The following is a 13,809-nucleotide window of genomic DNA, read 5'->3' as shown; positions in this document are numbered from 1 at the left end:
CCGGTGGCACCGATGGGCGGCCACGGCGGGCGTACACCGCTTCGAACTCGCGGTTCATGGTTGCCAGCAGCGCATCAACCACCGCGCGCAACTTGCGCAGCGGGTGTGCCTGCGGCACGCGCTCTTCAAGGCTGATGTAGCTGAACATCGCCCCCTGGAAATCTTGACTGCCTCTCATCGTCCTCGTCTGGGTCGTTCACCGATGGCTTCAGATCGTAGCGGCCAACGCGGGCGTCGGCGGGGGATTTTTCAACGGCCTGCTAGCGCTGCACGCCCCAGCGCCGCACCGTCAGGCGCTCCAGCGTGTGAAAGCCCAGGTTCTCCACCGCCAGGCCGATGGCGATCACCATGGCGAGGCCCGCGAAGACCTTGTCTGTGTAGAGCTCATTGCGGTTCTGGAAGATGTACCAGCCCAGGCCGCCCTGCCCCGAAGACGCGCCGAACACCAGTTCCGCCGCGACCAGCGTGCGCCAGGCGAAGGCCCAGCCGATCTTCAACCCCGACAGGATGGACGGCAGCGCCGCGGGCACCAGCAGTTGCAGCACGTAGCGCAGCCCCTTCAGGCCGTAGTTGCGACCGGCCATGCGCAGCGTTTCGGCCACGCCCTGAAAGCCCGCGTAGGTGTTGAGCGCCAGCGGCCACAGCACGGAATGCACCAGCACGAAGACCAGGCTGCCCTGCCCCAGGCCGAACCACAGCAGCGCCAGCGGCAGCAGCGCGATCGCCGGCAGCGGGTTGAACATGGCCGTCAGCGTGGACAGCAGGTCGCGTCCCAACTGCGTGGACACGGCCAGCGTGGTGAGCACGAAGGCACAGGCGATGCCCGCGAGGTAGCCCTTGAGCAGCACGGCCAGCGACAGTGCCGTCTTGTGCAGCAGCTCGCCCGAAGCCACGCCCTGTGCGAAGGCCTGCGCGGTCTGCAGGAAGGTGGGCAGCAGCAGGTCGTTGTCCTGCCAGCGCGCAACGCCTTCCCACAGCAGCGCCAGCACGGCGAGGATCAGCGCCTTGCGCAGCGCGCCCTGCTGCCAGAGGCGGCGGCCCAGCGGCAGCGGCTGCGCGGGCGCCACGCGTCCGAGCGGGGGCAGGGTGTGCAGCACTTCGGGGCGCACGGGCGGGTGCAGCGCGAAGGGCGCCGCGGAGACGGAAGAGGTTGGAAGGCTCATGGGCAGAGGTCAGGCGAAGGTGGGCGGAACAGGCGCGTGCGGGGCATCGAAGGCTGCGGCGCCGTGCACAGGCTCGTCGAACAGCAGCCCATGCACCCGCTGCGCGGTGGCCTGGAAATCGGCGCCGCCCACGCTGTGCAGCCCGAACTGGTGGCAGTTGATCTCGGCGCGCAGGCGCCCGGGGTGCGGCGAGAGAATGGCGATGCGGCTGCCCACCACCAGCGCTTCCTCGATGGAATGGGTGACGAACACCAGCGTGAAGCGCAACTCGTCCCACAGCGCCAGCAGCTCCTCCTGCATGCGCCGGCGCGTGAGCGCGTCCAGCGCCGCAAAGGGTTCGTCCATCAGCAGCACCTGGGGCTGCATGGCCAGCGCGCGGGCAATGGCCACGCGCTGCTTCATGCCGCCCGACAGCTGGTGCGGGCGCACGTCGGCAAACCGGGCCAGGCCCACCTTGTCCAGGTACAGCGCGGCGCGCTCGGCCGCCTCGGCGCGCGTGGCGCGGCGCGAGGCCAGCAGCGGAAACATCACGTTCTCGCGCACGGTCTTCCAGGGCGGCAGCTGGTCAAACTCCTGGAACACCACCACGCGGTCGGGCCCCGGCGCGGCGACCGCCTGACCCTGCAGGCGCACGACACCCTCGGCGGGCGCGATGAACCCGGCAATGGACTTGAGCAGCGTGGACTTGCCGCAGCCCGACGCGCCCAGCAGCACATAGCGCTCGCCCGCATGCACGTCGAAGGAGACTTGGTGCGTGGCACGCACCACGCGCTCGTGTGTGCGGTAGTCGATGCTCACGCCCTGCACCTGCAACAGCGGTGCAGGTACTGCTGGGGCCGCACTGACTGGGTGGCTGGCCAGATGGGCTGCTGGCTGATGGCCTGCAATGGCGCCGGGCGTGCCTGCCCAGGCGGTCGCGCCGCTCGCTTCGCCCTGGAATGCGGTGCGCATCAGTTGCCTCCTGCAATGCGTGGGTCGTCGAAGAAGTAGTCCTGCAGCGCCACGGGCTGGTGCTTGAGCGCGCCCACGCGGTGCAGGAACTGCCCCAGCCCCAGCGTGTTCTGCGGGCGGATCTGGAACTGCACCTCGGGGTTCTTCAGCACCTGCAGCAGCAGCTGCCGGTCGGTGTTGCCGCCGTGGGTGCGCAGGTAGATGTCGGCCGCCTGCTCGGGCTGCGCGGCAATGAAGCGCGCCGCCTCGTCCAGCGCGTCCAGCAGCGCGCGGTAGGTCTTGGGGCTGTCGTTGCGGAATTTCTCCGTGGCGTAGAGTACCGTGGCCGACGCCGGCCCGCCCAGCACGTCATAGGACTTGAGCACGATGTGCGCGGCTGGGTTGGCCGCCAGTTCCTGCTCCTGGAAGGGAGGGTTGCCGAAGTGCGCGGTGATCTCGGTGCCGCCCTTGATGATCGCCGCGGCCGCGTCGGGGTGCGGCAGGGCCACCTGCAGCTTGTCCAGGCGGTTGAATGCCGGGTCGCCCCAGCGCTGGGCGGAGGCCAGCTGCAGGATGCGCGACTGCACCGACACACCCACGGCCGGCAGCGCAATGCGGTCCTTGTCGGTGAAGTCGGCAATGGTCTTGACCGCTGGGTTGTTGCTCACCAGGTAGTACGGGAAGTTGCCCAGCGACGCCACGCCTTTCACATTCTGGCGGCCGCGCGTGCGGTCCCACAGCGTGAACAGCGGGCCTACGCCCGCGCCGGCGATGTCGATGGAGCCGGCCAGCAGCGCATCGTTGATCACGGCGCCGCCCGAGAGCTTGACGAACTCGACCCGGATGTCCACACCCGCAACCTTGCCGTGCTTCTCGATGAGCTTCTGGTCCTGCGCCACGTTCAGCAGCAGGTAGACGATGCCGAACTGCTGGGCGATGCGCAATTGCCCCTCGGCCGCCTGGGCCACACCGTGCGCGCCCAGCAGCAGGCCGGCAACCGAGCAGAGCACCGCAGCGCGGCGGGTGGCGCGACGCAGGAAACGAAGAAAAAAATGGCGCAGGGGCCCGTGCACCGGGCGGTGCGATTGCGGTGTGGGCGTCGCGGAAGGGAGGGTCGTCATAGGTTCTGTCCTGTTTCAGGCAAAAAGTGGCCCTGGCGCTTACCCATCAAGCGCCAACAGCTATCAATTAGTGAGTATGCGAAGGGGCGGCGGGATCAGCGGGGCGCGTCGCCCTCCACCGTGGTGCGGTAGAGCTTGCGGCGCTCGGTGTCGGGGGTGCCGGCGGCCAGGTGCAGCACCGCGCGGTTGTCCCAGAACACGAGGTCGTGCGGCTGCCACTGGTGGCGGTAGACGAATTCGGGCCGCACGCTGGCAGCGAACAGCTCCTGCAGCAGCGCGCGGCTCTCCTCCTCCGGCAGGTCCAGGATGCGCGTGGTGAAGTGCTCACTCACGAACAGCGCCTTGCGCCCCGTCGCCGGGTGGGTGCGCACCACGGGGTGCACGGCCGGCGCCACCTCGGCGATCTGCGCGGGCGTCAGCCGGGGGCGCCAGGGGTTGCGCTGGCGCAGTTCCTCATAGCGTGCCAGATAGCTGTGCTCCGCCCGCAGATGAGCGATGCGCTGCTGGGTGGCCTCGGGCAGCGCGTCGTAGGCGGCGTACTGGTCGGCAAACAGCGTGTCGCCGCCCACATTGGGCAGCTCCTGCGCATGCAGCAGCGAGCCCAGGCTGGGCTTGTCCTTGTACGACAGGTCCGAATGCCATAGCGAACCCGCGTCGCCCAGCCCGGTGGGTTCGCCGTTCTCGTCGCGGATGTTGGAGACCACCAGCACTTCGGGGTGGCCCTGCAGCGCGAATTTGCGCTGCACATGGATCTGCAGCGGCCCGAAGCGGCGGCTGAAGGCTACCTGCTGCGCGGGCGTGATGCGCTGGTTGCGAAAGACCAGCACCACATGCTCCCAGTGCGCGCGCAGGATGCGGTCGAAGTCCGCATCGCTCAGCGGCTGGGCCAGGTTCAGCCCGAGCACCTCGGCGCCCAACGGGGCCGGCAGGCGGCGGATCTCAAACTCTTGCGATGCCTGTGAGGCAAGGCCCGGATCGTGGGGTAAAGCGGACATCGTGACAGCTCCTGTGCAGCGGTGGGTGAAGACGTGCAGTCACTGTAGGCGTCGCTTTTTATTTCTAAAAATACTGTTTTTTTGGTTGTTTAATACCAAACCATCTATAGAACCCTCAGAGCCGGTGGCTCCGGTCACCCTGCGCAAAGCCCAGGGGCCGCCACGGCGCGCCTGCGCCCACGGCCAGCACCTTGAACAGCTCGCCCATCTCGTGCTCCATCATCAACTTGGCCGCTTGGGCCCGCTGGGCCTGCGTCAGCCGCTCCAGTTCGGATAGCAGACCGCAGTTGATGAGAAAGTGCGCCTGCGTCGTGTAGCCCAGCACCTGCAGCCCCGCGTCCTGCGCGGCCAGGGCCATCGCGGTGAAGTTGACGTGCGCGGTGATGTCCTTGAGGCCTACGTCCGCCAGCGGGTCGGAATCCACCTGGTGCCCGCGGTGGCACACCAGCGTGCCCATGTGCCGCTGGGGGTGGTAGTACTCGTCCTCGCCAAAGCCGTAGTCGATCAGGAAGGCCGCGCCGCGCACGAGGTGCTGGGCCAGCGTGCGCATGAAGGCCTCGCCCTGGGGGTGGATCTCGGTGAGGTAGTCGTGCGGGCCGTCGATCTCCACCGGCGGGCGCAGCGGGGTGGGACGGTCTTGCCACACAAAGCCGTTGCCCGACTCGTCCAGGGCGACGCCGCGTTCGTGCCACAGGCCCGCGCGGCGCTGCAGCAGTTGCACGGGCATGGCGTCCAGCACCTCATTGCCCACCACCACGCCCTGCATCTGATCGGGCAGGCGGTCGACCCAGTGCACGCGGTCGCTCCAGGCCGCCAGCGTGGCCTGCTGGCGCGCGCGCAGGCTGCCCGACAGGTCCACGATGGTGTAGCGCCGCACGCGGTCGCCCAACGCGCCCAGCAGCTGCGCGGCCAGCGCGCCGCTGCCGGCACCAAACTCCCAGAGCTCGTCGGTGGCGGTGGCGTCCAGCGCCTCGCCCACCTGGCGTGCCAGAACGCGGCCGAAGACGGGCGACAGCTCGGGCGCAGTGACAAAGTCGCTGCCGCTGGCGGGCATGGCACCGAACTTCGGCAGGTCGCCCGCGTAATAGCCCAGGCCCGGCGTGTACAACGCCAGCGCCATGAACCGGTCGAAGCCGATCCAGCCTCCCGCCTCGGCAATGGCCTTGGCGACATGGGTCTGCAGGGCGCTCGGTAAAATTGTGGGTTTGCTCGTCACGCGCCCGATTGTCCCCCCAATGACCTCTCCTGCCCGCCCCCGCACCGTGCTGGTGACAGGCGCCGCCCGGCGCCTGGGCCGCAGCATTGCGCTGGCGCTGGCGGCCGGGGGCTGGCAGGTGGCCGTGCATTACCGGTCTTCGCAACAGGACGCTCTTGAAACCGTAGCTGCTTGCGCAGAACTGGCGGGTGCTAGCGCGCATTTTGATGCTGATTTTGCCGATGAAGCGGCCGCACGCGCCCTGTTGCCGCGCGTGGTGGCGCACTTCGGTGCGGTGGATGCGGTGGTCAACAGCGCCTCGCTGTTCGAACACGACACGGCCTCCAGCTTCAGCTACGCGCTGCTGGAGCAGCACCTGCGCAGCAACACCGGCGCACCCGTGCTGCTGGCGCAGGCGCTGCATGCCCATCTGGAGCAGCGCGCCGCCGCGGGCGAAGCCGACGTGCAAGGCGCGGTGGTGAACCTGCTGGACCAGAAGCTGTGGAACCTGAACCCGGACTTCCTGAGCTACACGCTCTCCAAGGCCGCGCTGGAAGCGGCCGGCACCATGCTGGCCATGGCGCTCGCGCCGCGCGTGCGCGTGGTGGGCGTGGCGCCGGGGCTCACCCTCACCAGCCATCTGCTGACGGGCGAGCGCTTTGAGCGCATGCACGCACTGAGCCCGCTGGGCCGCTCGTCCACGCCAGAAGACGTGGCCGCCGCCGTGCGTTTCGCGCTGGACAATCGCTCGCTCACCGGCACCACGCTGCTGGTGGACGGCGGCCAGCACCTGATGCGCTTCGAGCGCGACTTCTCCCTGATGTGAACCCGCACGCCCCGCCATGCACACCGCCGCCGGCACCCAGATCCTCACGCTCACCGGTTTGCGCTTCGACGCGAACCTGGGCATCCTCGCGCACGAAAAAAACGCGCCCCAGCCCATCCAGGTGGACGCCGAGCTGAACCTGGGCACCCAGCCCCTGGCGCCGCGCGACGACGACATCCAGCACGTGCTGGACTACCGCAAGGTGCGCCAGATCATCATCGACGAGTGCACGGCCGAGCATGTGAACCTGCTGGAGAGCCTGATCGGCAAGCTGGCCAACCGGCTGATGCAGCTGCCCGGCGTGCTGGGCGTGCGCGTGAAGATCGCCAAACTGGAAATTTTTGATGACTGCGAAGTCGCCATTCGCGTCGAGACAGGACAGTGGTAAACCCATGAACACCGCCAACAACACCCTTCCCACCGCCGCCGACTGGGCCGGCGAAGATGCCGCGCCCGATGCGGCCGACACACGCAAGATCGAGCGCGAGTCCCACAAGCTGGAAAAGCGCCTGTGCCGCGAGGTGGGCCGTGCCATCACCGACTTCAACATGATCGAGGAAGGCGACAAGATCATGGTGTGCATGTCCGGCGGCAAGGACAGCTACACGCTGCTGGACATCCTGCGCAAGCTGCAAAAGCGCGCGCCGGTGAAGTTCGACATCGTGGCCGTGAACCTGGACCAGAAGCAGCCCGGCTTCCCCGAGCATGTGCTGCCGGACTATTTCAAGAGCATCGGCGTGCAGTACCACATCGAGAACCAGGACACCTACAGCGTCGTCAAGCGCGTGGTGCCCGAGGGCAAGACCACCTGCAGCCTGTGCTCGCGCCTGCGCCGCGCCATCCTCTACAAGGTGGCGGACGACCTGGGCTGCACCAAGCTGGCGCTGGGCCACCACCGCGACGACATCGTCGCCACGCTGATGCTCAACATGTTCTACGGCGGCCGCATGAAGGGCATGCCGCCGAAGCTGGTCAGCGACGACGGCAAGCATGTGGTGATTCGCCCGCTGTGCTACGTGCCCGAGAAAGACACGGCGCGCTGGGCGCAGTACCAGCAGTTCCCCATCATTCCCTGCAACCTGTGCGGCAGCCAGGACGGCCTTCAGCGCGTGGCCGTCAACGAAATGCTGCGCGAATGGGACAAGAAGTTCCCGGGCCGCATCGAGAGCATGCTGCGCGCCATGGGCCACGTGGTGACCACGCACCTGATGGACCCCCACCTGCACGACTTCAAGAACGCCAAGGCCACCGGTATTGCCGACCCGAATGGCGACATGGCGTTCGATCACGAGGAATTTCCGGTCGCACCCGCGCTGCCTGGCCTGCAGGTGGTGCAACTGGGCTGAACGCAGCGCCGCGCAACGCCGTACCATCACAGGCGCGGGGCCTGATGCCCCGGGGAGATACCGCCATGGCCTTCCTGCGCCACATTCCTGCCCTCGCGCTGAGCGCCGCGGCCGCACTGCTGGCCGGCTGCGCCGGTCCGCGCCTGGTGGAGAGCGACGTCAGCAGCTTCTCCACCCTCAGCGCTCTGCCCAGCCCACCCACCTACCGCTTCGAGCGGCTGCCCTCGCAGCAGGCGCAGGCCGCAGCGTTTGCACCCATCGAGGCCCTGGCCGAACAGGCGCTTGCGCGCGTGGGCCTGCGCCGCGACGACACCCAGCCACGGCTGGTTGCACAGATCGGTGCCGAGGGCGGCTACGCCACACCGCGCTACTGGCCCTATGCGCCCGATCCGTTCTACGGCCGCTTCGGCTGGGGCCTGGGCTACGGCGGTGGCTGGGGTTTTGGCGGCATGGGCTGGATGATGGACGGCCCGCCCACCCTCTACCACCGCAAGGTCAGTCTGATGCTGCGCGACGCCGCTTCGCAGCAGGTGGTGTACGAAACCTCGGCCGTGTACGAGGACGTGTGGACGGATGATCCCGCCATCTACGGCGTGCTGTTCGACCAGGCGCTCACCGGCTTCCCGCGCCCCCCAGCGGGCCAGCGCAAGGTCCGCACAGAAATCACGCCACAACGCTGACTCCCCCCGACCTGAAAGGACCCGCCATGCGAAGCTCCATCCGACACCTTGTTCTGTGCGCCTGCCTGGGCACCGCGAGCATGGTCGCCCAGGCATCCGGCCTGGGCGACACCCTGCGCGGCGCGACCGGCGGGGGTGCCAGCCCCTCCACGCTCGGCGGAATGTTGGGTGGGGGCGCTGCGCCGTCGGCCCTGTCCGCCATGGGTTTGAGTGGATCGGCCACCCCCAGCAACGCTGCCGGCGTGATCACCTACTGCATGAAGAACAACTATCTGAATGCCGACAAGGCCGCACTGGTCAAACAGCAGCTGCTGGGCAAGATGGGCCTGGGCGCGGCCCAGCCCGAGCCCCGCGACGAGGGCTACCTGAGCGGCCTGTCGGGCATGGTCAGCGGTTCCAACGGCAAGCAGTTCAACCTGAACCGCCTCAAGGGCGACCTGAAGGAAAAGGCCTGCGACTTCGTGCTCGACAACGCCAGTTCCCTGCTCTGACCCCACGCCTGCGCTCTTTTCCATGCACGCCACCCGCATCATCGCCATCCGCCACGGCGAAACCGCCTGGAATGTGGACACCCGCATCCAGGGCCATCTGGACATACCGCTCAACGACACCGGCCTGTGGCAGGCCCGGCAGGTAGGGCAGGCGCTGGCCGACGAAGCGGTGGCCGCCATCTACAGCAGCGACCTGCAGCGCGCCTACGCCACGGCCGAAGCCGTGGCCCGCACCACGGGAGCGCCCCTCACGCCCGTGCCCGGCCTGCGCGAGCGCAGCTTTGGCAGCTTCCAGGGGCGCACCTTCCAGCAGATCGAGACCGAATCCCCCGAGCAGGCCCTGCGCTGGCGCAAGCGCGATCCCCACTTCGTGCCCGACGGCGGCGGCGAGTCGCTGGACATGCTGCGCGAGCGCATTGCTGTCACGGTGGACGGCATTGCCGCGCGCCATGCCGGCGAGCAGATCGTGCTGGTGGCCCATGGCGGGGTGATGGACGTGCTCTACCGCCTGGCCACGCGGTTGGACCTGCAGGCCCCACGCACCTGGCAGCTGACCAACGCCGCCATCAACCGGCTGCTGTGGACCGAGGGCAACGGCCTCACCCTGGTGGGCTGGGCCGACACGCAACACCTGGAGAACGCGAGCCGCGATGAGATCCACTCCTGAGCATCCGCCCGAACACCTGCGCGCCACCGTCGGGCTGCGCGTGGACCTGATCGACACGCCAGCACTCGTCGTCGACCTGGATGCCATGGAGCGCAACATCCAGCGCATGGCCGAATTCGCGCACAAGCACCAGGTGCGCTGGCGACCCCACGCCAAGATGCACAAGAGCGTAGAGATCGCCCTGCAACTGGAAAAGGCCGGCGCGCGCGGCCATTGCGTGCAGAAGGTGTCCGAGGCCGAGGCGCTCGCCGCCGGCGGCGTGGCCGACCTGTACATCAGCAACGAGGTACTGGGGGGAGCCAAACTATTGCGCGCGGCACGCCTGGCCGCGCAACTGGCCGCCCGCGGCGGGCGGCTGGGCATCGCGGTGGACAGCGCGGAAGGCATCACCCGCCTGTCCGAGGCCATGCGCGTGGCGGGCAGCGACGCCGGCATCGACGTGTTCGTGGAGATCGACGTCGGCCAGGGCCGCTGCGGCGTGCCGCCCGGCCCGGCGGCGCTCGCCCTGGCCCAGGCCGTGGCAGCCCAGCCGCGCCTGCATTTCGCGGGCCTGCAGGCTTACCACGGCAGCGCACAGCACCTGCGCAGCGCGGCCGAGCGGCGCGCGGCCATCGCCCACGCAGTGCAGGCCGCCGCCGATACCCGCGCGCTGATCGAGGCCGCGGGCCTGCCCGTGCCGCTGGTCACGGGCTCCGGCACCGGCACGCTGGTGCACGAGGCCGCCAGCGGGGTGTATGGAGAACTGCAGGCCGGCTCGTTCCTCTTCATGGACGCGGACTACGCCGCCAATGAACGCGAAAGCGCCCAGCCCGCCTTCGAGCATGCGCTGTTCGTGAAGACGCAGGTGATCTCTGCGCAGCACACGCACGTGGTGTGCGACGCGGGACACAAGAGCCACGCCATCGATTCCGGCCTGCCCCTGGTCTGGGGCCTGCCGCCAGAGCGCGCCCTGCGCTACGCCAACGGCGGCGACGAACACGGCGTCCTGCACGCAGCTGGCCCCAAGGCGCGCCTGCCGGCCCTGGGCCGCATGCTGTGGCTGGTACCCGGCCACTGTGACCCCACGGTGAACCTGCACGACTACCTGATTGGCGTGCGCGGCGGCCTGGCGCACGGCGTGGTGGAGCGCGTCATCCGCGTGGATGCACGGGGCACGGTGACGTAAGCGCCACCTGCGATACCCACGCCTATTCACTGCCGCGTAGGCGGTGTGAAACAACAAATGATTAGGTCAAGCACACGGGCGCGTGAGTGCCGCATAGCAGCCTGGAAGTGCTAATAAGAATCTCATGCTTTAGGGGATTGCCCACTTCCGAGCCGAGAGGTTACCCCCAACAATTGCCGCATGTCCGGCAGCCAGATCATCGTCCTCGTCACCCCGGTGTTCCTCGCCCTCATGGCGCTGGAATGGGCCATCGGCCGTTGGCGCGGGCGGCCCGCGCTGCGGCTGGCCGATGCGGTGAGCAGCGTCAGCCTGGGCATGCTCAGCCAGACCAGCGCGGTGTTCACCGTGCTGCTGCGCGTGGGACTGTACACGCTGGCCTATGAGCACCTGGCGCTGTGGCGCAGCGAGGCGTTCTGGACCACCTGGTACGGCTGGCTCATCGCGCTGGTGTTCTACGACTTCTGCTACTACTGGCTGCACCGCATGGGGCACGAAGTGGCCGTGCTGTGGGCCGCGCATGCGGTGCACCACCAGAGCCAGGACTACAACCTGTCCACCGCGCTGCGCCAGACCAGTTCCGGCGCGGTCCTGGGCTGGCTGTTCTACCTGCCGATGGCGCTGGCGGGCGTGCCGCCGCTGGTGTTCGTGGTGGTGGGGCTGGTCGACCTGCTGTACCAGTTCTGGGTGCATACCGAGCAGGTGGGGCGGCTGGGCTGGTTCGACCGCTGGTTCTGCAGCCCCAGCAACCACCGCGTACACCACGCCGTGAACGACAGCTACCTGGACAAAAACTACGGCGGCATCCTGATCGTGTGGGACCGGCTGTTCGGTACCTTCAAGGACGAGGACCCGCGGGAGAAATGCGTGTACGGCACGCGCGGCCTGCTCAACAGCTGGGACCCGCTCTGGGCCAACGCCCAGGTGTATGCGGGCCTGCTGCACGACAGCTGGCACGCCCGCCGCTGGGCGGACAAGCTGCGCGTGTGGCTGAAAGCCCCCGGTTGGCGCCCCGCCGACGTGGCGCAGCGCTTTCCCAAGCCGGCCTTCAACCTCCACGACATGCCCCTGTTCGACCCACCCCTGTCCGCGCCGCTGCGCTGGTTTGCCGGCGTGCAGTTCGTGCTGCTGCTGGCGGGCGTGGCGGCATTCCTGTGGCAGGCCGACAGCGCACCGCTGGCGACCAACGCCGTGTGGTTCGCTACGCTGCTGGCCTGCCAGTGGGCGTTGGGCGCGGCCATGCAGGGGCGCATTGGCATGGGGTTGGCGCTGATGATCGAAGCCGGGGCGCTGGCCACGGCGACCAGCGCGCTGGGGTTCACGGCGTGGCACCTGCTGTTCAAGCCGCTGACCATGGCGATTGCTATTGTTTATGTAGCTAATCACGCTTATCCAATGAGCGCTACAGGCCGTTTTGGCTTGAACCGGTCATGCTGGCTGCTGCTGGGCGCGCTACTGGGTTCGCTGGCGGGCGACGTGTTCCTGATGCTGTCAGAGCACCTGTTCATTCCCGGCCTGGTGAGCTTCCTGCTGGCGCACCTGTGCTACGTCGCGCTGTTCAAGCAGGGCGCGGGTTGGTTCGGCCACCGCGGGGCACTCGGGGGTACGCTGGCGCTGGGCATCGGCATGTACGCCTTCCTGTGGCAGGGCGGATTGCCGGCCGCGCTGCGGGTGCCCGTGGCCGTGTATGTGGTGGTGATCGCGCTGATGGCGGCGCAGGCCTGGGGGCGCCACGCGGCGCTGCGCGAGCGCTCGTCGCTTGCGGTGGCGCTGGGCGCGTGCTGCTTCATGCTCAGCGATTCGCTGCTGGCCACCAACCGCTTCGTGCAGCCGCTGCCCTTGTCGCAGCTGTGGGTGCTGGCCACCTACTATGCGGCCCAGGTGCTCATCGTGAGCGGGATGGTCACAGCGCTGACCCGCGGCGCGGCGCACCAAGCCGACGCGCGGACGCAGCCGCTCACCCCCCACGCGGCTTGAGCGATCAGGCGGACTCGAACAGCCCGCCCGCGGCGCGCGGCGGCGCCACGCCCAGGTGGCGGTAGGCGGCCAGCGTGGCCACGCGCCCGCGTGGGGTGCGCTGCAGATAGCCCTGCTGAATCAGGTAGGGCTCGATGACGTCCTCGATGGTGCCGCTCTCCTCGCCGATGCTGGCAGCAATGTTGTCCAGTCCCACGGGGCCGCCGTCAAAGCGGTGCACCACGGCCTCCAGCAGCTTGCGGTCCATCACGTCGAAGCCCTGCGGATCCACGTCCAGCATGGTCAGCGCGCGGTTGGCAATGTCCAGAGTGATGTGGCCCGAACCCTTCACCTCGGCATAGTCGCGCACCCGGCGCAGCAGGCGGTTGGCGATGCGCGGCGTGCCGCGCGAGCGGCGCGCGATTTCCATGCCGCCCTCGGCGTCGATGGGCGCGCCCAGCAAGCCGGCCGAGCGCATGACGATGCGCGCCAATTCATCGGGCGTGTAGAACTCCAGCCGCGCGACGATGCCGAAGCGGTCGCGCAGCGGGTTGGTGAGCATGCCCGCGCGCGTGGTGGCGCCCACCAGCGTGAAGGGCTGCAGGTCCAGCTTGATGCTGCGCGCGGCCGGCCCCTCGCCGATCATGATGTCGATCTGGTAGTCCTCCAGCGCGGGGTAGAGGATTTCCTCGACCACGGGCGAAAGGCGGTGGATCTCGTCGATGAAGAGAACGTCGTTGCGTTCCAGGTTGGTGAGCAGCGCTGCCAGATCCTTGGGCTTTTCCAGCACGGGGCCGCTGGTCTGGCGCAGGTTCACGCCCAGTTCGGTGGCGATGATGTGGCTGAGCGTGGTTTTTCCCAAGCCCGGCGGGCCGAACAGCAGCACATGGTCCAGCGCCTCGCCGCGCTTCTTGGCCGCGCCGATGAAGATCTCGAGCTGTTCGCGCGCCTTGGCCTGGCCCACGTACTCCTGCAGCAGCTTGGGGCGCAGCGCACGCTCCAGCGCTTCCTCCTGTGAGGAGGCCGGTGCGGCCGACACCACGCGCTCGCGCGCCGGAGGGGGAGAGGGGGCAAAGTCGTCGGTATGGATCGTCATGCGAAGCGGACCAGGAAGGGCGCGTGCATTGTCCCCCATTCCCCCGCGCAGCCGGGCCGCGCCGCCACCCCGCGCGGGCCAGGGATAGCCGCCTTTCGGTAACATCGCCGCCTTCGCGCGCCGCGCGCGGGCGAGCCCCGTCCCCCTCCCGGACCACTCGAACGCCGCACCCGCCCCTGTG

General features: G+C 68.6%; 14 protein-coding genes and 1 pseudogene. 8 read left to right on the top strand and 7 right to left on the bottom strand.

Annotated features, from left to right (window positions below; translation table 11 throughout):
• The 6 genes and pseudogenes from BV908_RS17995 to BV908_RS17970 form a co-directional block, all read right to left on the bottom strand.
• A pseudogene (locus BV908_RS17995) lies at window positions 1-178 on the bottom strand (IS5/IS1182 family transposase); the annotation flags it as partial.
• Between the two features lie 82 nt (window positions 179-260).
• On the bottom strand, window positions 261-1,163 hold the full coding sequence (locus BV908_RS17990; protein WP_103738810.1) for an ABC transporter permease: 903 nt from the start codon (window positions 1,161-1,163) through the stop codon (window positions 261-263).
• A 9-nt stretch (window positions 1,164-1,172) separates the two neighbouring features.
• The gene (locus tag BV908_RS17985; RefSeq protein WP_103738809.1) at window positions 1,173-2,114 is read right to left on the bottom strand and encodes an ABC transporter ATP-binding protein; all 942 of its coding nucleotides are present in this window, start codon (window positions 2,112-2,114) and stop codon (window positions 1,173-1,175) included.
• On the bottom strand, window positions 2,114-3,214 hold the full coding sequence (locus tag BV908_RS17980; RefSeq protein ID WP_246867542.1) for an ABC transporter substrate-binding protein: 1,101 nt from the start codon (window positions 3,212-3,214) through the stop codon (window positions 2,114-2,116). Before BV908_RS17980 ends, BV908_RS17985 begins: the two co-directional genes overlap by 1 nt.
• A gap of 95 nt (window positions 3,215-3,309) precedes the next feature.
• Window positions 3,310-4,209: a TauD/TfdA family dioxygenase gene (locus BV908_RS17975; RefSeq protein ID WP_103738808.1), complete on the bottom strand. Its 900-nt coding sequence runs from the start codon at window positions 4,207-4,209 to the stop codon at window positions 3,310-3,312.
• Between the two features lie 115 nt (window positions 4,210-4,324).
• Window positions 4,325-5,434 (bottom strand): SAM-dependent methyltransferase, encoded by a 1,110-nt coding sequence (locus tag BV908_RS17970; RefSeq protein ID WP_103738811.1) that lies wholly within the window; start codon window positions 5,432-5,434, stop codon window positions 4,325-4,327.
• 10 nt (window positions 5,435-5,444) lie between these two features.
• On the opposite strand from BV908_RS17970, the gene BV908_RS17965 reads away from it, so the two are divergent.
• The 8 genes from BV908_RS17965 to BV908_RS17930 all read left to right on the top strand — a co-directional run bounded on the left by BV908_RS17965 (window position 5,445) and on the right by BV908_RS17930 (window position 12,553).
• Window positions 5,445-6,230 (top strand): SDR family oxidoreductase, encoded by a 786-nt coding sequence (locus BV908_RS17965; RefSeq protein ID WP_011803956.1) that lies wholly within the window; start codon window positions 5,445-5,447, stop codon window positions 6,228-6,230.
• 16 nt (window positions 6,231-6,246) lie between these two features.
• Window positions 6,247-6,618 (top strand): dihydroneopterin aldolase, encoded by a 372-nt coding sequence (locus tag BV908_RS17960; protein ID WP_011803955.1) that lies wholly within the window; start codon window positions 6,247-6,249, stop codon window positions 6,616-6,618.
• A gap of 4 nt (window positions 6,619-6,622) precedes the next feature.
• Window positions 6,623-7,576: a tRNA 2-thiocytidine(32) synthetase TtcA gene (gene ttcA, locus BV908_RS17955; RefSeq protein WP_011803954.1), complete on the top strand. Its 954-nt coding sequence runs from the start codon at window positions 6,623-6,625 to the stop codon at window positions 7,574-7,576.
• A 65-nt stretch (window positions 7,577-7,641) separates the two neighbouring features.
• A complete protein-coding gene (locus BV908_RS17950) occupies window positions 7,642-8,256 on the top strand; it encodes a DUF4136 domain-containing protein (protein WP_103738807.1) in 615 nt (204 codons plus the stop codon).
• Between the two features lie 26 nt (window positions 8,257-8,282).
• Window positions 8,283-8,747, top strand: a complete 465-nt coding sequence (locus BV908_RS17945; protein ID WP_047350058.1) for a DUF2501 domain-containing protein — start codon at window positions 8,283-8,285, stop codon at window positions 8,745-8,747.
• A 22-nt stretch (window positions 8,748-8,769) separates the two neighbouring features.
• Window positions 8,770-9,414 (top strand): histidine phosphatase family protein, encoded by a 645-nt coding sequence (locus BV908_RS17940; RefSeq protein WP_011803951.1) that lies wholly within the window; start codon window positions 8,770-8,772, stop codon window positions 9,412-9,414.
• Window positions 9,398-10,579 carry a DSD1 family PLP-dependent enzyme gene (locus BV908_RS17935; RefSeq protein WP_103738806.1) on the top strand — a complete coding sequence of 394 codons (1,182 nt, stop codon included), beginning with the start codon at window positions 9,398-9,400 and terminating at the stop codon, window positions 10,577-10,579. The genes BV908_RS17940 and BV908_RS17935 overlap by 17 nt, the downstream gene beginning before the upstream one ends.
• Before the next feature lie 180 nt (window positions 10,580-10,759).
• Entirely contained in the window at window positions 10,760-12,553 is a 1,794-nt protein-coding gene (locus BV908_RS17930) for a lysoplasmalogenase family protein (protein WP_103738805.1), read from the top strand.
• 4 nt (window positions 12,554-12,557) lie between these two features.
• On the opposite strand, the gene ruvB is transcribed toward BV908_RS17930, so the two are convergent.
• Window positions 12,558-13,628 (bottom strand): Holliday junction branch migration DNA helicase RuvB, encoded by a 1,071-nt coding sequence (gene ruvB / locus BV908_RS17925; protein WP_011806788.1) that lies wholly within the window; start codon window positions 13,626-13,628, stop codon window positions 12,558-12,560.
• Between the last annotated feature and the right edge of the window lie 181 nt (window positions 13,629-13,809).

Source organism: Diaphorobacter sp. LR2014-1, from assembly GCF_002916785.1.
Taxonomy (GTDB): Bacteria; Pseudomonadota; Gammaproteobacteria; order Burkholderiales; family Burkholderiaceae_C; genus Diaphorobacter; species Diaphorobacter nitroreducens.
This window is presented reverse-complemented; position numbering and strand designations above follow the sequence as displayed.